The 19,669-nt window shown below is 66.7% G+C and carries 20 protein-coding genes; 15 read left to right on the top strand and 5 right to left on the bottom strand.

What is annotated here, in order from left to right; all coding sequences use genetic code 11:
- Window positions 1-162 precede the first annotated feature (162 nt).
- On the top strand, window positions 163-1,539 hold the full coding sequence (locus tag ACNUDN_RS09155; protein ID WP_419121650.1) for an FAD-dependent oxidoreductase: 1,377 nt from the start codon (window positions 163-165) through the stop codon (window positions 1,537-1,539).
- A 4-nt stretch (window positions 1,540-1,543) separates the two neighbouring features.
- On the opposite strand, the gene ACNUDN_RS09150 is transcribed toward ACNUDN_RS09155, so the two are convergent.
- A complete protein-coding gene (locus tag ACNUDN_RS09150; RefSeq protein WP_419121649.1) occupies window positions 1,544-1,915 on the bottom strand; it encodes a hypothetical protein in 372 nt (123 codons plus the stop codon).
- Between the two features lie 23 nt (window positions 1,916-1,938).
- Between ACNUDN_RS09150 and hisN the strand changes: the two genes are divergently transcribed.
- From hisN to ACNUDN_RS09135, 3 genes are all read left to right on the top strand, one after another.
- Complete coding sequence (hisN, locus tag ACNUDN_RS09145; protein ID WP_419121648.1) at window positions 1,939-2,718, top strand: histidinol-phosphatase; 780 nt, start codon at window positions 1,939-1,941, stop codon at window positions 2,716-2,718.
- A 217-nt stretch (window positions 2,719-2,935) separates the two neighbouring features.
- Complete coding sequence (locus tag ACNUDN_RS09140) at window positions 2,936-4,321, top strand: acyl-CoA dehydrogenase family protein (RefSeq protein ID WP_419121647.1); 1,386 nt, start codon at window positions 2,936-2,938, stop codon at window positions 4,319-4,321.
- A gap of 53 nt (window positions 4,322-4,374) precedes the next feature.
- Window positions 4,375-5,592: an acyl-CoA dehydrogenase family protein gene (locus tag ACNUDN_RS09135; protein WP_419121646.1), complete on the top strand. Its 1,218-nt coding sequence runs from the start codon at window positions 4,375-4,377 to the stop codon at window positions 5,590-5,592.
- Between the two features lie 9 nt (window positions 5,593-5,601).
- Here ACNUDN_RS09135 and ACNUDN_RS09130 read toward each other — a convergent pair whose 3' ends face one another.
- Together ACNUDN_RS09130 and ACNUDN_RS09125 are read right to left on the bottom strand one after the other, a co-directional pair.
- Window positions 5,602-6,600, bottom strand: a complete 999-nt coding sequence (locus tag ACNUDN_RS09130) for an MDR family oxidoreductase (RefSeq protein WP_419125079.1) — start codon at window positions 6,598-6,600, stop codon at window positions 5,602-5,604.
- A gap of 158 nt (window positions 6,601-6,758) precedes the next feature.
- The gene (locus ACNUDN_RS09125; RefSeq protein WP_419121645.1) at window positions 6,759-7,733 is read right to left on the bottom strand and encodes an esterase family protein; all 975 of its coding nucleotides are present in this window, start codon (window positions 7,731-7,733) and stop codon (window positions 6,759-6,761) included.
- A gap of 406 nt (window positions 7,734-8,139) precedes the next feature.
- Between ACNUDN_RS09125 and ACNUDN_RS09120 the strand changes: the two genes are divergently transcribed.
- On the top strand, window positions 8,140-8,529 hold the full coding sequence (locus tag ACNUDN_RS09120) for a nitroreductase/quinone reductase family protein (RefSeq protein WP_419121644.1): 390 nt from the start codon (window positions 8,140-8,142) through the stop codon (window positions 8,527-8,529).
- A 45-nt stretch (window positions 8,530-8,574) separates the two neighbouring features.
- Here ACNUDN_RS09120 and ACNUDN_RS09115 read toward each other — a convergent pair whose 3' ends face one another.
- A complete protein-coding gene (locus ACNUDN_RS09115; protein ID WP_419121643.1) occupies window positions 8,575-9,990 on the bottom strand; it encodes an HNH endonuclease signature motif containing protein in 1,416 nt (471 codons plus the stop codon).
- A 168-nt stretch (window positions 9,991-10,158) separates the two neighbouring features.
- Here ACNUDN_RS09115 and ACNUDN_RS09110 point away from each other — a divergent pair, with 168 nt between their 5' ends.
- The 8 genes from ACNUDN_RS09110 (at window position 10,159) to ACNUDN_RS09075 (ending at window position 17,968) form a co-directional block, all read left to right on the top strand.
- Window positions 10,159-11,262, top strand: a complete 1,104-nt coding sequence (locus ACNUDN_RS09110; protein WP_419121642.1) for a homogentisate 1,2-dioxygenase — start codon at window positions 10,159-10,161, stop codon at window positions 11,260-11,262.
- 2 nt (window positions 11,263-11,264) lie between these two features.
- On the top strand, window positions 11,265-12,443 hold the full coding sequence (locus tag ACNUDN_RS09105; RefSeq protein WP_419121641.1) for an alpha/beta hydrolase family protein: 1,179 nt from the start codon (window positions 11,265-11,267) through the stop codon (window positions 12,441-12,443).
- Entirely contained in the window at window positions 12,440-13,642 is a 1,203-nt protein-coding gene (locus ACNUDN_RS09100) for a CaiB/BaiF CoA transferase family protein (RefSeq protein WP_419121640.1), read from the top strand. Before ACNUDN_RS09105 ends, ACNUDN_RS09100 begins: the two co-directional genes overlap by 4 nt.
- The gene (locus ACNUDN_RS09095; RefSeq protein ID WP_419121639.1) at window positions 13,639-14,544 is read left to right on the top strand and encodes a hydroxymethylglutaryl-CoA lyase; all 906 of its coding nucleotides are present in this window, start codon (window positions 13,639-13,641) and stop codon (window positions 14,542-14,544) included. Before ACNUDN_RS09100 ends, ACNUDN_RS09095 begins: the two co-directional genes overlap by 4 nt.
- A gap of 6 nt (window positions 14,545-14,550) precedes the next feature.
- Window positions 14,551-15,171 (top strand): TetR/AcrR family transcriptional regulator, encoded by a 621-nt coding sequence (locus ACNUDN_RS09090; RefSeq protein WP_419121638.1) that lies wholly within the window; start codon window positions 14,551-14,553, stop codon window positions 15,169-15,171.
- Window positions 15,172-15,209: 38 nt separating this feature from the next.
- The gene (locus ACNUDN_RS09085; protein ID WP_419121637.1) at window positions 15,210-16,448 is read left to right on the top strand and encodes an acyl-CoA dehydrogenase family protein; all 1,239 of its coding nucleotides are present in this window, start codon (window positions 15,210-15,212) and stop codon (window positions 16,446-16,448) included.
- A 156-nt stretch (window positions 16,449-16,604) separates the two neighbouring features.
- The gene (locus ACNUDN_RS09080) at window positions 16,605-17,576 is read left to right on the top strand and encodes a phosphotransferase family protein (RefSeq protein WP_419121636.1); all 972 of its coding nucleotides are present in this window, start codon (window positions 16,605-16,607) and stop codon (window positions 17,574-17,576) included.
- Window positions 17,577-17,632: 56 nt separating this feature from the next.
- Window positions 17,633-17,968, top strand: coding sequence for a DUF6285 domain-containing protein (locus tag ACNUDN_RS09075; RefSeq protein WP_419125078.1), 336 nt, complete (start codon window positions 17,633-17,635; stop codon window positions 17,966-17,968).
- 80 nt (window positions 17,969-18,048) lie between these two features.
- On the opposite strand, the gene ACNUDN_RS09070 is transcribed toward ACNUDN_RS09075, so the two are convergent.
- Complete coding sequence (locus ACNUDN_RS09070; RefSeq protein ID WP_419121635.1) at window positions 18,049-18,678, bottom strand: class I SAM-dependent methyltransferase; 630 nt, start codon at window positions 18,676-18,678, stop codon at window positions 18,049-18,051.
- A gap of 41 nt (window positions 18,679-18,719) precedes the next feature.
- Here ACNUDN_RS09070 and ACNUDN_RS09065 point away from each other — a divergent pair, with 41 nt between their 5' ends.
- On the top strand, window positions 18,720-19,109 hold the full coding sequence (locus ACNUDN_RS09065) for a nuclear transport factor 2 family protein (RefSeq protein WP_419121634.1): 390 nt from the start codon (window positions 18,720-18,722) through the stop codon (window positions 19,107-19,109).
- 136 nt (window positions 19,110-19,245) lie between these two features.
- Window positions 19,246-19,665, top strand: coding sequence for an Rv3143 family two-component system response regulator (locus ACNUDN_RS09060; RefSeq protein ID WP_419121633.1), 420 nt, complete (start codon window positions 19,246-19,248; stop codon window positions 19,663-19,665).
- Window positions 19,666-19,669: the final 4 nt, after the last annotated feature.

Raw genomic sequence — 19,669 nt, 5'->3', positions numbered from 1 at the left:
CGGGTGGAAGCACCGGCCGATTCGGCGGCGACCCGCCTCCCGGATCGCCACCGAATGCTCTCGACCGCCATCCCCGCGTTCTAGAGTCGGGTCTGCACCCTCGTCCGGCCGCGTCGCGACAGCCCTTGCGCGTAAGCCGGGCAGCGACAGAAGGCAGCCCACATGCCCCCTTTGCGTCCCTACCATGTGGCCGTCGTCGGCGCCGGACCCTCCGGGTACTTCGCCGCGGCGTCCCTGTTGAAGTCCGGTTCCGCCGACGAGAACCGCGACGTGCGCGTCGACATGCTTGAGATGCTGCCCACCCCGTGGGGTCTGGTGCGCTCCGGCGTGGCCCCTGACCACCCGAAGATCAAATCGATCAGCGCTCAGTTCGACAAGACATCACTGGATCCGAGGTTCCGCTTCTTCGGCAACATCGTCGTCGGTGAACACGTGCACCCAGCCGAGCTCGCCGAACGCTACGACGCCGTCGTCTATGCGACCGGCGCGCAGTCCGACCGCGCACTGGGCATTCCGGGCGAGGATCTCCCGGGCAGCGTGGCCGCCGTGGACTTCGTCGGCTGGTACAACGCCCACCCCCATTTCGAGGCGATGGCACCGGATGTCTCCGGAGGCCGCGCGGTGGTGGTCGGCAACGGCAACGTGGCCATCGACGTCGCGCGCATACTCGTCAGCGACCCCGATCTGCTGGCCCAGACCGACATCGCCGACCACGCGTTGGATTCGCTGCAGGCCCGCGGCGTGGAGGAAGTGCTCATCATCGGCCGGCGCGGCCCCCTTCAGGCACCGTTCACCACGCTGGAACTGCGCGAGCTGGGCGACCTCGAAGCCCTCGGCGATGTCGACGTCGTCGTCGATCCCGCCGATTTCGCCGACATCACCGACGAGGACCTCGAGGCTGCTGGAAAGACCGTTCGCAACAACGTGAAGGTACTGCGCGGTTACGCCGACAAAGCCCCCAAGGGCGCCCGCCGCCGGATCGTGTTTCGGTTCCGGACGTCGCCGATCGAGATCAAAGGCGACGGCCGCGTCGAGTCGATCGTGCTGGGCCGCAACGAACTGATCCGTGACGCCGACGGGCGGGTGAGCGCCAAGGACACCGGCGAGCGGGAGGAGGTGCCGGCACAGCTCGTGGTGCGCGCGGTCGGTTACCGCGGGATCCCGACACCGGGTCTACCGTTCGACGAGCGGTCGGGCACGATCCCCCATGTCGACGGCCGGGTCGAGGGTAGCCGCAACGAATACGTGGTGGGCTGGATCAAGCGCGGCCCGACCGGCGTCATCGGAAGCAACAAGAAGGATTCGGCGGACACGGTGGAAACCCTGCTCAGCGATCTGCGTGCCACCGAACCCGGAGAGGTCGCCGTCGACCATCTGGATCAGGTGCGGAGCTGGCTGCTGGAACGTCAGCCCAAACTCGTCACCATCGAGCACTGGAAGCTCATCGACGAGCACGAACGGACCGCCGGTGCGGGTTCGGGACGGCCGCGGGTGAAGTTGACCAACGTCGCCGACCTGCTCCGCATCGGCCACGGCTGACGCCTCAGGGCTGCGGCGGCGGCGGAGCTTGCGGATCGGTCGGCGGCATCGGTTCGGGACGCGATCCGAACGCCCACTTGTCCGGGTTGCCCGGCGAATACATGACCGGCATCAACTGGCCCATCGTGGGCCATTCGTCGACGTCGACGGCCATCCGGGTGTAGACGGTGTACTCGTTGACCGTGGGACCGTTGATCACGCCGGTGATCGTGACGAACTGCTCCCCGCTGACCCCGTCCGGCCGGGGGCTGACCCCGGTGATCAGCAGCGTGCCCTGCACCCAGTCGCTGCCGGCGCCCCGCCTTCGCATGAGCCACGGCCTCGCCAGAAGCACGAGCGCACCGACGAGCAGCAGGATCATCGCGAATTCGAACACACCGCCATGGTAGGACGGCACCTATGAGCACCCTCGCCGACGACATGACTCTGGCACTGCAACTGGCCGACGAAGCCGACGCCGTGACGATGGCGCGCTTCGGCGCTGTCGATCTGCGGGTCGAGACCAAGCCGGACCTGACGCCGGCGACCGACGCCGACCTCGACGCCGAGAAGATGCTGCGCACCCGCCTGGCGGAGCACCGCGGGCAGGACTCGGTCTTCGGGGAGGAGTTCGGGGGCACCAAGGAGTTGCGTGGCAGGCAGTGGGTGCTCGATCCGGTCGACGGCACGAAGAACTTCGTGCGCGGGGTTCCGGTGTGGTCGACACTGATCGCCCTGCTGGTCGACGGGGTGCCGATGGTGGGGGTCGTCAGCGCACCGGCGCTGGGGCGCCGGTGGTGGGCTGGCGCGGGTCTGGGCGCGTACACGTCGTTCGGCGGACAGACGCGACAGATCTCGGTGTCCGGCGTGACCGACCTGGAGGCGGCGAGCGTGTCCTACTCCGATCTGAGCACCGGCTGGGACGAGAAGCGGTCGCGGTTCGTCGAGCTGCTCGACACGGTCTGGCGGGTGCGGGGGTACGGCGACTTCTGGTCGTACTGCCTGGTGGCCGAGGGCGCGGTCGACATCGCGGTGGAGCCGGAGGTCAAGCTGTGGGACCTCGCACCGCTGGACATCCTGATCCGGGAGGCAGGCGGGCGCTTCACCGACCTGTCCGGTACGCCCGGACCACACGGCGGCAGCGCGGTGGCTTCCAACGGGCTGCTCCATGATGCTGTGCTCTCGGCGCTCGGCGGCTGAGCCGCCCTGTGGGCCCGGCGGCTGAGCCGCCCTGTCAGCCCAGCGGCTGAGCCGCCCTGTCAGCCCAGCGGCTGAGCCGCCCCTCGACCGCCACGTAGGCTTGTGACATCGCTCACAGACAGGCGTACCTTACTCAGCAGTCAGTTCAGATACCTTACTCTGGAGTCAGTTGCGCGACCGCGTATCTCCCATGACCAGACGAGGGCAGCCGAGATCAATGACGAACACCCTGCCGTCCAGGCGTGACGGCCACGAGAGCGCCGTCGGCCTCCAAAAGCACCGACGCACCATCACCGACATCGGGTTGGCCCTCGTCACTCCCGTTGTGGGACAGGAGTTTCTGGACAAGTACAACCTGCGCGAGCCGCTCAACCGCGGCATCCGGTACGGCGTCAAGCACGCCTTCTCAGCCGCTGGGGCGTCGACGCGTCAGTTCAAACGTGTCCAGGGACTGGGTAAACCGGCCACCCGTCTGAAGCCCAGCGGGGCCGATTACTTCGACCTCACCCCCGACGACGACCAGAAGATGATCGTGGCGACCGTCGAGGAGTTCGCCGAAGAGATCCTTCGACCGGCGGCCCATGACGCCGACGACGCGGCAACCTACCCGCCCGAGCTGATCGCCAAGGCCGCCGAACTCGGCGTGACCGCCATCAACGTGCCCGAGGACTTCGAGGGCATCGCCGAGCACCGCTCCACGGTCACCAACGCGCTGGTGGCCGAGGCGCTGGCGTACGGCGACATGGGACTGGCACTGCCGATCCTGGCCCCGGGAGGCGTGGCGTCGGCCTTGACCCATTGGGGCAGCGCCGATCAGCAGGCGACCTATCTGGCCGAGTTCGCCGGTGACAACGTTCCGCAGGCATGTGTCGCCATCACCGAACCGCACGCCCTGTTCGACCCGACCGCATTGAAGACCACCGCGGTGCGCACTCCGAGCGGATACCGCCTCGACGGCGTGAAGAGTCTGGTACCCGCCGCCGCCGATGCCGAGCTGTTCATCATCGCGGCTCAGCTCAACGGCAGGCCGACGCTGTTCATCGTCGAGGCGTCCACCCCGGGTTTGACGGTGACAGCCGATCCCAGCATGGGCGTTCGCGCCGCCGCGCTGGGCCGCGTCGAACTGGACAAGGTTTCCGTCCCACTCAGCGCACGCCTGGGCGAGCAGGATGCACCGGCCGCCGAGTACGCCCGGGACTACTCGGAGGCGATCGCACTGTCCCGCCTCGGCTGGGCGGCGTTGGCGGTCGGCACTTCCCATGCGGTGCTCGACTACGTCATCCCCTATGTCAAGGAACGCACCGCGTTCGGTGAACCGATCGCCCACCGGCAGTCGGTGGCCTTCATGTGCGCCAACATCGCGATCGAACTCGACGGCCTGCGGCTGATCACCTGGCGCGGCGCCGCCAGAGCCGAGCAAGGACTGTCGTTCGCCCGCGAGGCCGCCCTGGCCAAGAAGCTCGGCACCGACAAGGCGATGCAGATCGGCCTCGACGGGGTCCAACTCCTCGGCGGCCACGGTTACACCAAAGAACACCCGGTCGAGCGCTGGTACCGCGATCTACGGGCACTCGGCGTCGCCGAAGGCATCGTCGTTCTCTGACCGAATGTCCTCCGTTCTCTGACCGAGTGTCCTCTAGGAAGGCTTGACGAATCATGGCGATCAATCTGGAAATGCCCAAGAAGCTGCAGGCGGTCATCGAGAAAGGCCACCAGGGCGCGGCCGAGATGATCCGGCCCATCTCACGCAAATACGACCTCAAGGAGCACGCCTACCCGGTCGAACTCGACACGCTCGCAGACCTTTTCGAGGGCCTTTCGGAGGCCAAGACGATCTCGTTCGCCGGCACGGACGCCTTCGTGGGCGGTGCCGCGGACGCCAAGAAGTCGAACGTCAACGGCGCCAACATGTCTGCGCTACTCAACGCGCTGGAGATCTCGTGGGGTGATGTGGCACTGCTGCTTTCGGTACCCCGCCAGGGCCTGGGCAACGCGGCGATCTCCTCGGTGGCCACCCCGGAACAGCTGGAACGGCTCGGCAAGGGCGTCTGGGCCGCGATGGCGATCACCGAGCCCAGCTTCGGATCGGATTCGGCGGCGGTATCGACCACCGCCGTGCTCGACGGCGACGAGTACGTCATCAACGGCGAGAAGATCTACGTCACCGCCGGTTCGCGCGCCAGCCACATCGTGGTCTGGGCAACCCTGGACAAGACGAAAGGCCGCGCGGCCATCAAGTCGTTCATCGTGCCGCGCGAGCACCCGGGGGTCACCGTCGAACGCCTGGAGAACAAGCTCGGCATCAAAGCCTCCGATACCGCGGCCATCCGTTTCGAGAACGTCCGGATCCCGAAGGACAATCTGCTCGGCGACCCGGAGATCCAGGTGGAGAAGGGCTTCGCCGGCGTCATGGAAACCTTCGACGCCACCCGTCCGATCGTGGCGGCCATGGCTGTCGGAGTTGCCCGCGCCGCTTTGGAGGACCTCCGCAAGATCCTCACCGACGCCGGTATCGAAATCTCCTACGACAAACCGGCACACGCCCAGAGCGCCGCCGCCGCGGAATTTCTGCGCATGGAGGCCGAATGGGAAGCAGGTTACCTGTTGGCGGTCCGGTCGGCGTGGCAGGCCGACAACCGGATCCCCAACTCCAAGGAAGCCTCGATGGGCAAAGCCAAGGCGGCGCGGGTGGCCAGCGACATCACCTTGAAGGCTGTCGAATTGGCCGGCACCGCCGGCTATTCCGAGCAGATGCTGCTGGAGAAATGGGCTCGCGACTCCAAGATCCTGGACATCTTCGAAGGCACCCAGCAGATCCAACAGCTGGTGGTCGCGCGTCGGCTGCTCGGTCTGTCCTCGGCCGAACTGAAGTAGAGCGCCGGGTCAGAAGCCGTCGTGGACGACCACGCGGGTCCGCCCGGTGACACCACCACCAATGATCGTCGCGAGCACATCGGCGACGTCGCGCACCGGGACGTCCTTGGTGATGCGACTCAGATGCGCTGGCAGTAGCTCGGATTCGATCTGCGCCCAGACCTCGCGGCGCGGACCTATGGGCAGCAGCACCGAGTCGATTCCGGACATTGTCACGCCGCGCAGAATGAACGGCAGCACCGTCGTGGGCAGCTCCGGCGATCCGGCGAGGCCGGAGATGGCAGCGACACCACCGTACTTCAGCGTGCTCAAGGCGTAGGCCAGCGTCGGGCCGCCCACGCAGTCCACGACAGCGGCCCAGTGTGCCTTGCCGAGGGGGCGCACCTTGTCGTCGGGGCCCGGGACGCGGTCGATCACCTCGGCGGCGCCGAGATCGCGCAGCAGGTCGCGCGCCTCGGCTTTGCCGGTGGACGCCACCACCTCATAGCCCATTCCGGCCAGTAGGTCCACGCTGAGGCTCCCGACCCCGCCGCTGGCTCCGGTCACCAGCACCGGCCCGTCGGAGGGGCGAACCCCGTGTGCGCGAACGGCGTTGACGCTCATGGCCGCGGTGAAACCAGCGGTACCGATCGCCGCGGCGTCGGCGGTGCTCAGCGTCGACAGCTTGACCAGATAGTCGGCGGGATAGCGCGCCGCCTGTGCGTAACCGCCGTGCCGGCCGGTGCCGATGTCCTGACCGTGTGCGATAACGCGGTCGCCCACCGCGAAGTCCGGCGACGTGCTCGCGATGACCGTGCCTGCGACATCGATTCCCGGGATCAGCGGATACGCGCGGGCCACGCCGCCCTTCGGTGTGACCACGAGGGCGTCTTTGTAGTTCACGCTGGAGTACTCGACGTGGATCTCGACGTCACCTTCGGGCAGGAACGACTCGTCCACCACTTCCTGGCGCAGCACGATCCCACCCTCGGCATCCTCGTGAGCCACCATCGCGTTGATCTCGGTCATGACTGCCGTCTCGGTCATGACTGCCACAGTAAGCCAGCCGCGGCGGCGCACGACCGCGGGAGCCGTGATCACCCCAAGCCCTGATCATGCACCGAGGGTGGCCGAAAACATGGAAGCCCCCGACCTTGCGGCCGGGGGCTTCGATGTGTCTGTGCGCGTCAGAGCAGGTGTGCCTGCAGGTCGGGCTTCATGGCCTGCAACTCGCGACCCCAGTACGCCCAGTTGTGCGTGCCGTTGTCGGGGAAGTTGAAGACGCCGTTGTTACCGCCCGCGGCGATGTAGTTGTCCTGGAACGTCCGGTTCGTCCGGATCGTCAGGCCTTCGAGGAAGGTGGCGGGCAGGTCGCCGCCGCCGAGCTCGTTGGGCTGACCGTTGCCGCAGTACACCCAGATGCGCGTGTTGTTGGCGACCAGGTTCGGGATCTGCACCATCGGGTCGTTGTACTGCCAGGCGGGATCGGTCTCCGCGGGGCCCCACATGTCGTTGGCCTTGTAGCCGCCGGCGTCACCCATCGAGATGTTGATCAGGAAGGGCCACCAGCCCTCAGACGGGTTCAAAAAGCCCGACATCGAACCGGCGTAGGTGAACTGGGTCGGGTGATGCGCGGCCAGCACGAGCGAGGAACCACCGGCCATCGACAGACCGACAGCAGCGCTGCCGGTCGGCTTGACGTCGCGGTTGGCCTGCAGCCAGCCCGGGAGCTCCTGGGTCAGGAAGGTCTCCCAGTTGTAGGTCAGGCAGCCGTTCTTCCCGCATGCCGGCTTGTACCAGTTGGCGTAGAAGCTCGACTGACCGCCGACCGGCATGACCACCGAGATACCCGAGTCGAGGTACCACTCGAATGCCTGGGTGTTGATGTCCCAGCCGTTGAAGTCATCCTGCGCGCGCAGACCGTCGAGCAGGTAGAGCGCCGGCGAGTTCGGGCCTCCGCTCTGGAACTGCACCTTGATGTCGCGGCCCATCGACGGCGAGGGCACCATCAGGTATTCGACCGGCAGACCCGGCCGGGAGAATGCTCCGGCGGTCGCCGAGCCTCCGGCGAGGCCCACCACGCCCGGGAGCATCAACGCAGCCATGGCTGCGACGCCGAATCGGCGCGCCCACGAGCCGCGAATCCTGTCAAGAAGTCTCATACCGTCAATCCATCCATCTTCCGGTACCGCCTGGCGCGGCGTGTCCTGTGATTCTCGGGCGGACATAGACGCCACAGACACCACAGCGATGGCTTTCACCGCGCTGTCCCACCGCTCCGAATCAGCCAAAGGCACGCCGGAGTGGGCCGAGAAAACTTCAGTTGTCGCGGTTGCAGTAAAGCATGCGCTCACGGCGGGAGAAAGCCCAGCCACGCCGAATGGCAACTTTTCATGCCGAGCCGCGAATTTACCGCAGCGACGAACCTGTGCGTGAACTGGGTAGAAACCGTGATGTTACGGCCGGTGGCGCCGTTCTGAGCACGACAGCACGCAGATGACCCCACAACCTTCACAATGGGGAGGAAGGATTCCACTCACCGCGACGGTGTGAGCCGGGGAGGTTTCGATGGCCGACACATTGCGTGACCGCGTCACCAAGTTCTTCCAGAAGAACTTCGCCAACCGGGTGATGCGGCACCTGCCTTTCCAGACACTGCTGGAGACAACCGGGCGGAAATCCGGCGAGCCCCGCACGACACCGATCGGCGGCCGCCGCGTCGACGACAGCTTCTGGTTCGTCTCGGAGTTCGGCGACAAGTCCGACTACATCCGCAACATCATGGCCAACCCCGACGTCCGGGTGCGACTCAATGGACGCTGGCATCGCGGGACAGCGCACCTGCTTCCCGAGGATGATGCCCGGGAGCGTATGCGCACGCTCCCGCAGTACAACAACGTCGGCGTCCGCACGTTCGGAACCAATCTGCTCACCGTGCGGGTCGACCTCGCCGACTGATCAGCACCAAACTTCACGAGTTGTCCCCTACATCGCCGGGCTCGTTCACGGGCCCAGGTCGTCTTCGAGGAGAAGGTGGCGTTCGGGGTGGTGGTATCCGTTGATGCGGTGTTGTCCGGTGTCGAGGTCAGGCGGCGGGAGCCATTCAGTGCGGTTGCTGCGGTCCTTGCGGGTAGTCCAGCCGGTCTTCTCGATCATCCGGTTGTCCGGTCCGCAGGCCAGCGTGAGGTCGTCGATGTCGGTCTGACCATTGTCTTTCCAGTCGGCGACCGCGTGGTGGACCTGGTACCAGTAGCCGGGAACGGTGCAGCCGGGGCGGGTACAGCCGCGATCGCGCGCATGCAGGACGATCCGCTGGGCGGCGTTGGCCAATCGTTTGGCCCGGCCGAGGTAAAGGGATCGGCCGGTGTGGCCGTCGAAGACGTAGAGGTAGTGGTGGGCGTCGGCGGCCAGGCGGATGAGGTCGGACATCGGCAACAGTGACCCGCCGCCGGTGACCGCGACCCCGGCGCGTTTTTCCAGTTCCTGCAGAGTCGTGGAAACGATCACGGTGACCGGTAATCCGTTGTGGGTGCCGAGTGCACCGGATTCCAGGTTGCGGCGCAGCAGGGCTTTGAGACCGTCATGGTTGCGCTGCCCTTCGGTGCGGGTATCACCACCCGCGGCCTGCGGCGACGGTGGGCCACCCACACCGGCCGCGCCGATCTCCGTCGAAAGCTCGTCACAGGCGCCCGATTCGTCTCCGCCCGACGGCCCCTCGGCGGGCATGTTGGCCCCGGGTGCTGCCTCCTTGGCCAGGGTCGCGTCCAAGTAGGCGCGGGTTTCGGCATCGAGGTAGCCGGAGACCTTGCTGAATCCGTCGCGCTGCTGCCTGCCGATCCTCAGCCAGCGTTTCCGGGCCAGGTCGTCGTCGCTCGGTTCGGGTCCGTCCTGATCGATCATCATCAACAACCGCCCTGCGGCCGCGTCCAACTCTTCAGGACCCATCCCCGAGCCCTTTCGCGCCAGGTGCGCATCGGCGGCGGCGCGGGTCTCGACGTCGACCCACGCGGGCAGCTTCTTGTGAAAGTTCGCGATCACCGCGACATGCTCTTCGTCCAACAGGCCCTCGGCTTGGGCGGCGGCGGTGGCTTCCCACATCGGCGCCAACGGCTGCCCCGTCATCGCCCGGCGCGGTCCCAGCATCTTGGCCCGCCGCAGCCGCCGTCCGGCGTCAGCACTGCTGACCCGCAGCGCGGTGGTCAGCACATTCTTCCAGGATCCCGCACCCACGCGACCGGGTTCGGTCTCGTCGACCAACCGGGCCAACACCTTGTGCTCGAGGGCCGGAACGCTGCGCACCACCGTGGTCAGCTCCGCCAGCAGCCCGATCAACTCACGATGGGAGAGCTCGTCGGCCGCCTTGGACAGGATGGCGACCTGTTGGCCGATCGCCGCCACCGCCTCTCCCACCGAATCCATACATCGAACAATAGTTCGATACACCGACAAGTTCACCCCGCGCAACTGGCCAGGCGCAACGGCCGAATCGTGCCCCTCCTGCCCATTGACCGAGCCACAAATCTAAAAGTAATGTCACTTTTACTTACTTATAGGCGTCACTTTGACTTATCGACCGAGGAGATCGCGATGGAATCGTTCGTCCACCTTCGAAAAGGCACAACGCCCAAGCGCATTCATGCCGACCTCGACGGACTGAAGGACGATGAGCTCGGCCGTGGCGGCTTCGTCGGCCGCACCGCCAACATGTACCGGAGGCACGACCCCACGACCTATCGCACAGTCGGCCCGCTCCGCCCCACCGACGTGCTCAGCAGCGAGCTCAAGCCTGGTGACGCCACCGATGCGAGCGGTGGGCCCATGTTGATGTTCTCCAACCTGGACTGCCAGGTGCTGCTCTCGCGGCGCACCGAGCAGATGCCGTTCTTCGTCCGCCACGTCGACGGCGATCTGCTCTCGTTCGTGCATCGCGGATGCGGCTCCCTGGAAACCGAATTCGGGCCGATGGACTACCGGCAGGGCGACTGGATCTACATCCCGAAGGCCTGTACGTGGCGGCAGGTGCCCGCCGAGGAGAGCACACTGTTGATGATTCAGGCGACCGACGAGTTCCGGGTACCGCCCGCCGGCGTGTTGGGTCGGCACTTCCCATTCGACCCGGCACAGACGGTCATTCCCGAACCCCAGCCGATCGACGACGGCGTCGGCCCGCAGGTCGACGGAGAGTACGAGGTCCGTCTGATCCACGACGGCGGGCCGACAAGCCTCTTCTACCGGCACCATCCTCTGGACGTCGAAGGCTGGCGGGGCGACAACTTCCCGTTCACGTTCAATATCGACGACTACACCGTCGTCACCTCCGAAAGCGTGCACCTGCCACCCACCGTCCACCTGTTCATGCAGGCCACCGGCGTCTACGTGATGAACTTCCTGCCGAAGCCCGCCGAGACGGCCCCGGGCACCGAGCGCACGCCGTGGTATCACCGCAATGTCGACTACGACGAAATCGCGTTCTTCCACGACGGGTCGCTCTACGGCATCCCGATGCCGCCCGGGCTGATCTCCCACGCCCCGCAGGGCGTGCACCACGGGGCGCCGGAGCAGGCCCGCGAACGCGCGCGCCGCAAGTTCGACGACTACCACCGGGTGGACTGGTCGGTGATCGCCATCGACACCCGACGGCGGTTGATCCCGTCGCCGGAGATCCTCGCCAACGATCTTGGGCAACACTGACGATGACGAAGCACGAGTATGACCGTATTCCGTACCTGGTTGCCTACCAGAACAATTCGGGTGTCCGTGACGTCTACGGCGGGGTGGCCGAGTTGGTGGTATTGGAGAGCTACCTACTCAGACCTCAGACCGTGGCCTCCGAGACCGTGCTGGTGTTCATGCACCCGATCGGTGGGGGCGCCTATCTGCCGATGATCAATGCGCTAGCCCGCGCCGGCCATCACGTCATCTACTGCAACAGCAGATTCCGCGGCACCGACTCTGCGCTGCTGATGGAGAAGGTCGTCGAAGATCTCGGCGAGTGCATCAAGGACGCCAAACACCGGCTCGGCTACTCGAAGGTGGTTCTGGCCGGGTGGAGCGGCGGCGGTTCACTGTCGGCGTTCTACCAGCAGCAGGCGCAGAGTCCGACGGTGACCTCCAGCCCGTCGGGGGACGGGCCCGACCTCACCGCACTCGGCCTGATCCCGGCCGACGGCATCATGCTGCTGGCTGCACACATCAGCAGGCATGGCACCCTGACCGAGTGGCTGGACGCCTCGGTCCTCGACGAATCCGACCCGGGCAAGCGCGACCCCGAACTTGATCTCTACAACGTCGAGAACCCCAACCAGCCGCCCTACCCGCCGGAGTTCTTGGAGCGTTACCGCCGGGCTCAGATTGCCCGTAACCGGCGGATCACCAGCTGGGTCAAGGAGAAGCTCGCCGGACTCAAGGCCGCCGGCCGACCTGACGACGAGTTCGCGTTCGTCGTGCACGGAACCATGGCCGACCCGCGCTGGCTTGATCCCACCGTCGATCCGAACGAACGCACTCCGGGAACCTGCTATCTGGGCGATCCTCAGGTGGTGAACATGAGCCCGGTCGGTTTGGCGCGATTCTGCACGTTGCGCAGCTGGCTGTCCCAGTGGAGTTTCGACGACGCACGCGGCGACGCCGTCACGTGCGGGCCCGACATCGCGGTGCCCGCGCTGGTGATCGGCAACCTCGCCGATGACGCGTGCACGCCCAGCCACACCCGCCGCATCTTCGAGGCCGTCGGGTATCAAGATAAGGAGATGCACGAGATCTCGGGAGCCAACCACTACTACGCCGGGCCGGACCAGCGCGACAAACTCCGCCAAGCCGTAGACATCGTCACCGACTGGCTCAGGCGCCACGACTTCGCGGGCACCCGGTGACGACCGGTCCGCTCGACGGCATCCGGGTGATCGAGGTCGGCACGCTGATCTCGGGCCCGTTCGCCGGGCGCCTCCTCGGCGACATGGGCGCCGAGGTCATCAAGATCGAGCCGCCCGGCGCCCCTGATCCGTTGCGCACCTGGGGCCAGGCCGAACTCGACGGTCACCACTTCTTCTGGACGGTTCACGCACGGAACAAGAAGGCGGTCACGCTGAACCTGCGGGTGCCCGAGGGCCGGGGCCTGTTCCTCGATCTCGTCGAGCACAGCGACGTGATCGTCGAGAATTTCCGGCCCGGCACCCTGGAGAAGTGGGGGCTCGGGTATGACGTGCTCCGCGAACGCAATCGCGGCATCATCCTGGTGCGCGTGTCTGGTTACGGACAGACCGGGCCCGACGCGCACAAGGCCGGCTATGCCTCGGTTGCCGAGGCGGCCAGCGGCCTGCGCCACATGAACGGCTTCCCCGGCGGCCCTCCCCCACGGCTGGCGTTGTCGCTTGGCGACAGCCTGGCCGGGATGTTTGCCGCCCAGGGCGCGCTGGCCGCGCTGTACCGCCGCTCCGTGACCGGCGACGGTCAGGTCGTCGACGCGGCATTGACCGAGTCCTGTTTGGCGGTGCAGGAGTCCACCATCCCCGACTACGATGTCGGCGGCGTGGTGCGGGGGCCTTCTGGCACCCGGCTTGAGGGCATCGCGCCGTCGAACATCTACCCGACAGCGGACGGCAGCTGGGTGGTGATCGCCGCCAACCAGGACACGGTGTTCCGGCGGTTGTGCGCGGCGATGGGCCAGCCGGAGCTGGCCACCGATGAGCGATTCGCCGATCATGTTGCGCGCGGACGCAATCAGGATGAGCTGGACAAGATCATCGCGGCGTGGGCCGCAGAGCGTCAGCCCGCCGACATCATCACCACCCTGTCAGAGGCCGGGGTGATCAGTGGGCCGATCAACACCGTCGCCGAGGTGGTGCGGGACCCCCAGTTGCAGTCGCGCGGCATGATCGCCGACCACTGGGACGAGCGCATCGGACGAAACGTCAAGGGGCCGGGCGTGGTTCCGGTGCTCTCGGAGACGCCGGGCACCATCCGTTTTGCCGGGTCGGGTAAACCCGGCCAACACAACCACGAGATCTACCATGATCTGCTCGGCAAGACCGAGGCCGAGCTGGAGCGGCTGCGGGCAGGAGGTGTGCTGTGAGCGCAGTGCCCGGACACGTCGACATCCGCGACGTGTCGCTGCGTGACGGTCTGCAGATCGAGGCTCCGATTCCGTTGTCCGCCAAGCTCGAGCTGCTCGCCGCGATCGCGGCCACCGGCGTAAGGGAGATGGAGGCCACGGCCTTCGTCTCCCCGTCGAAGGTTCCCGCGCTGGCCGACGCCGCCCAACTCGCCGCCGAGTTGCCCGACTTCGGCGACATCGAGTTCTCGGCCCTGGTGGCCAGCCCGAACGGCGCCAAGCGCGCGATCGCTGCCGGGCTGCGCTCGATCGAGTACGTGGTGTCGGCCGCCGACGGCCACAGCCGAGCCAATGTGGGGCGGTCCTCGGCAGAGGCGACCGCACAGATCCCCGATATCGTCACCATCGCCCGCGCCAGCGGCGTATCGGTGGAGGTCATCATCGCGACAGCCTGGGACTGTCCTTTCGACGGGCCCACCGCGCCACAGCGGGTCCTCGACATCGCTGCCGCCGCCACCGACGCCGGAGTGGACCGGCTGGCGATCGCGGACACCATCGGCACCACGACACCGCGGCGGGTGGGCGAACTGATCGCCCTCCTGCGCCCTCGGATCGGCCATATCCCGTTGGGGGCGCACTTCCACAACACCCGGGGCGCCGGTCTGGCGAGCGCGTACGCCGCGGTGAGCGCAGGCGTCACCCGGCTGGATGCATCGGTGGGCGGCCTCGGCGGGTGCCCGTTCGCTCCCGGCGCCAGCGGCAACATCGCCACCGAGGACCTGGTCTACCTGTTGCGTGACAGCGGGATACACGTCGACATAAATCTGGAGGCGGCGATCTCTGCCGCTGCGGTCGCGCAGCGCGCCGTCGGTCATGAGTTGCCCAGCGCGCTGCTGCGGGCCGGCGACCGGATCGTGGGGTAACCCAGCGTGCCGACGGGGACGCCGGGGTCGCTGAGCGCCAAGGGCCGTCAAACCCGCGAAGCCATCGCGCAGGCAGCCCGGAAGTTGTTCGCCGAACGCGGTTTTCACGGCACTACGTTGACCGACATCACCTCAGCGGCCGGCAGATCGCCGGCGGTGTTCTATCGCTACTTCGCCGACAAGGAAGATCTGCTGGCCGCGCTCGCCGAGTCCTTCCTTCACGATGTGGTCACACCCTCCGGCCTCAGTCTGCAGCTTCCGGAATCGGCCGACGACGACGCGTTCTTCACCACGGTGGTGACCGGGTATTGGACGATGTTCAAACAGAACATCGGGATCATGATCGCGGTGGCGCAACTGGCGGCCACGCAGCCACGCTTCGCCGAGGTGCAGAACGAGTTCCGGCGCTTCGGGATGGAGATCGTGGCGGCCTCGGTCTACCGCGCGCAGGAACAGGGCTACGGACGGGAGCTGGATCCCCGGCACACCGCAGCCGCGATCGCGCTGCTGTTCGAGAACTTCACCACCGTGTTCGTCGGCTCCTCGGGTCTCGGCTTCGATCTCGACGACGAGGCGGCGATCGCGACGCTGTCACGGATCTGGAAGAAGACTCTGTACGGAGATTGACCACAACGACGTTCACAAACGACGTTCAAAGGAGAACCGTGGACTTCACCCTTCCCGATCACCTTCCCGGACTGCTCGCCGAGATGGATGCGTTCATCGAGGCCGAGATCAAGCCGCTGGAGCGTGAACACATCCAGTACTTCGACCACCGGCGTGAACATGCGCGCACGGACTGGGACAACGGTGGCGTCCCCCGACGGGAATGGGAAGAGCTGCTCGACGAAATGCGCAGACGCGCGGACGCGGCGGGCTGGTTGCGATACGGTCTACCGTCGCAGTTCGGCGGTCGGGACGGCAGCAACATCGACATGGCCGTCATCCGGGAACATCTGGCCCACAAAGGTCTCGGGCTGCACAATGACCTGCAGGACGAGTCCTCCATCGTGGGCAACTATCCGCAGGTCATCATGATGGACCGGTTCGGCACCGAGGACCAGAAGCGGGAGTGGACCAACGCACTCATCACCGGTGAACGCTCGATGGCATTCGGGTTGACCGAACCCAACCACGGCTCGGACGCCACCTGGCTGGAGACCTCCGCGGTACAGGCCGGTGGCGAGTGGATCATCAACGGCGCCAAGCGGTTCAACACCGGCGTGCACCGTGCGACGCATGATCTGGTGTTCGCCCGCACCTCCGGTGAGGCGGGTCAGGCGCGGGGTATCACCGCGTTCCTGGTTCCCACCGACGCCCCGGGATTCTCGGTGCCCTACTACTGGTGGACGTTCAACATGCCCACCGATCACGGTGAGGTGCTACTGGAGGACGTGCGGGTGCCCTCGCACGCCGTGCTCGGCGAGGTCGATCGAGGGCTCGAGGTCGGGCAGACCTTTCTGCACGAGAACAGGATCCGGCAAGCAGCCAGCAGCCTGGGCGCTGCCCAGTACTGCATCGACCGCGCCGTCGCCTACGCCAACGACAGGAAGGTATTCGGCAAACCGCTCTCGACGCATCAGGCAGTGCAGTGGCCGCTGGTGGAGTTGCAGACCGAAGCGCAGATGGTGCGGCTGTTGGTGCGTTACGCCGCATCGGAACTTGACCGCAACCATCACATGGAGGTGTCGGACAAGGTGTCGATGGCCAACTACCGTGCCAACCGCCTGGTGTGTGAGGCGGCCGACCGTGCGATGCAGGTCTTCGGCGGCGTGGGCTACAGCAGACACGAGCCGTTCGAGCACATCTACCGGCATCACCGTCGCTACCGGATCACCGAGGGCGCCGAGGAGATTCAGATCCGCCGGGTGGCGCAGCGCCTGTTCGGGTTCGGATCGCGATGAGCGCTTGCGCGAAGAGCCGAGTGCCGCGATGAGCGCTTGCGCGAAGAGCCGAGTGCCGCGATGAGCGCTTGCGCGAAGAGCCGAGTGCCGCGATGAGCGCTTGCGCGAAGAGCCGACGAAACCGATGAGCGCTTGCGCGAAGAGCCGACGAAACCGATGAGCGCTGATCTGGCCCGTGCCCTCGAGGACGTGCTTCGACCGTCGCTGGGCGAACTGAAGGTCGAGGACCTTCAGCGACTCACCGGCGGTGCGAGCCGGACCACGTGGTCGTTCACCGCCCGGACCGGTGCCGCCGCTCGGTCGCTGATCCTGCGGACCGGCGAGCGAGACGCCCTCCACGCCGGGATGCAGCTTGAGGCGCAGGTGCAACAGCGCGCTGCCGCGGCGGGCGCGCCGGTGCCGCACATCGTGACAGCCGATGACTCTCCCGGGGCCGTGGGTGTTCCGTTCCTCATCTGTGCGGCCGTTTCGGGCGAGACGATCGTGCGGCGCATCTTCCGCGGCCTCGACGACGCCGGCCGATCCCGCCTGCTCGGCCAGTGCGCGACGGCTCTTGCCGCGATCCACCGCGCCGATCCGGACGGAATCGCACTGAGTACGCCTGACGAGCTGGGTGCCTGGCGCGCGCGCCTGGACGAGATCGGCGACACCACAGCCACATTCGAGTGGACGTTCCGCCGCTTGGCCGATGAGCGTCCCGATCCGTCACCGCTGGGGTTGGTGCACGGCGATTTCCGGATGGGCAACCTCATCGTCGCAGACAGCGGCCTGGCGGCGGTGCTGGACTGGGAGCTCACCCACATTGGCGAGGTGTACGAGGATCTGGCCTGGTTCTGCATCCGGGCCTGGCGATTCGGCGCCCCGGAATCGGTCGGGGCCGGGGGTCTCGGCAGCGTCGAGGCGTTTCTGCAGGCCTACGAATCCGCATCCGGTGTGCCGCTGGACCGGAAGGTCTTTCGCTGGTGGTTGACGGTGGCGACCGTGAGATGGGGCGTGATCTGCCGACACCAGGCGCAACGTCATCTGTCCGGAGAGACACCGTCGGTGGAGCTCGCCGCAATCGGCAGGCGGGTCAGTGAAACCGAGTGGGACTTGCTGGACCTGCTTTCCGGACGGGGGCCGCGATGAGCGCCAGCGAAGAGCAGACCACACCGATGAGCGCCAGCGAAGAGCAGACCACACCGATGAGCCGACGCCCCACCGCGGCAGAGCTCGTCGCCGCCGTCGCCGATTTCCTCGATGGCCAGGTTCGCGCCGTGGGAGGTCAGGTCGGGTTCCATGCCCGCGTCGCGGCCAACGTACTGCGTACGGTCGAACGCGAGCTACTGGACGCGGGCGACGGACCGGTTCGTGACGCGCTTGCCGGTCTCGGATTTGCCGATGAAATCTCCCTGGCGCAGGCTGTCCGCAACGGTGAGCTCGACGATCGCGGCGACGAGCTGATGGCGTGCCTCCGGGTGTTGGTCCGGCACAGGTTGTCGATCGACCACCCGGGTTATGCCGATGCTCATGAGTCCTGAGATCAGCGCCACGCAGCTGGTCCCGAGCGGTGACCTGGGTCCGGATGGCCTCGATCAGCAGCGCCGATCAGCGGGGGTCGTCACAGTCGCCGGATGCGCGCCAGCCAGGCCGGTTCATCGACGACTGTGCCGACCGGGACGCCCAGGGCTTCGGTCTGAGCTTCGGTGACCACGCCTCGGGAGGTGGTGGTGTCGAGCGCTTCGAGCTGCCACCCCGAGGCGAACGCGGTACGGATGGTGCTTTCGCTGACTTCGGGCCCCAGCCCGCGGCCTGCGTCGGACAGTGCCAGGATGTGCACGAGCGATCCGGGCCTGGTCGCGCTGTGCAGGCTGTCCACGTACCTGACTCGGTCACCGTCGTCGAAGATGTGGAACAGCGCGCTGTCGAGGATGGTGTCGTACGTCGTCGAGTCACCGAGGTCCAACGCGTCGGCCACCTGGAACCGGGTTTCGACGCCGCGCTCGGCCGCGTTGCGTCGGGCCTGTCCGACGGCGGTCGGCGCCCCGTCGACACCCAGGACGTCGTATCCCGCCCGGGCGAGCATGATCGTGTGCTCGCCGGTGCCGCACCCGACATCGAGCACTCGGCCGCGTACAAGACCGGCGCGTTCCAGGGCGACGATCGCCGGCTGCGGCTCACCGATGACCCAGGGCGGGCTCTGGTTCTTGTAGAAGTCGTCGAATCGGGAGATCGTGGGTGTCAGCTTCATGCACACGAGTGTTCAACCTGAACTGCAGTTGAGGTCAATGGATGTCGACTACTCCGACGGACGTCGCCGACCGATTGTTCGACGCGATCGAGCGCGGCGACCTCGAGACCGTGGTCGGGTTATTCGACCCCGACGTCACGATGCACAAGACCGGCGATGCGCGCGACAGCGACCGTGCACGCCTGGTCAAGATCATCAGCGGGTTCATCGCTTCCACGGCCGAGCGCCACTACCGGGTCCTCGACCGTCGGCAGTTCGACGGCGGCTTCGTCCAGCAGCATGTTCTGCATGCCACCACTGCCCACAGGGTGTCCATCGCGGCGCGGGTCTGCATCGTGGTCCGATTCGGCCCGGACGGCCTGATCACCCGCATCGACGAGTATTTCGACCCGGCTGAGTTGCGACCTTTACTCACCGACGGGTCGCAGTAGCCGGGGCGGCCAGTTCCTCGCTCCGCGAGCAGTATTCACCACGGGGCGCGACCCCTCGCGCGACAGACCCACCTGGGTGTCATCATTTTCGGCGACTTGAGGCACCACACCTGGCCACGCCGCTACCATCGCGCTCATGGCTGTACCCCCTCCCGACCCGGCGCGGACGACCGAACCGCTGCAGGTTCTGGTCTACAGCGACAACCCCAGGACCAGGGAGCAGGTCCGTCTGGCGCTGGGGCGGCGAATCCATGCCGAGCTCCCCGAGCTGAGCTATGTCGACGTCGCCACCGGGCCGATGGTGATCAGCAAGATGGACGAGGGTGGCTTCGATCTGGTGATCCTCGACGGCGAGGCCACACCGGTGGGCGGGATGGGAATCGCCAAGCAGCTCAAGGACGAGATCGACGACTGTCCGCCGGTGCTGGTGCTGACCGGCCGCCCGGACGACGCCTGGCTGGCTCGATGGTCGCGCGCAGAGGCCGCCGTGCCGCACCCGATCGACCCGATCCGTCTGGGCGACGCGGTCGTGTCGCTGCTACGCCCGGTCGCATAACGCG

It is taken from the genome of Mycobacterium sp. smrl_JER01 (assembly GCF_048513595.2).
Lineage (GTDB): Bacteria > Actinomycetota > Actinomycetes > Mycobacteriales > Mycobacteriaceae > Mycobacterium.
Note: the sequence above shows the minus strand (reverse complement) of the source record. Positions and strands in the feature narration are given on the sequence as shown.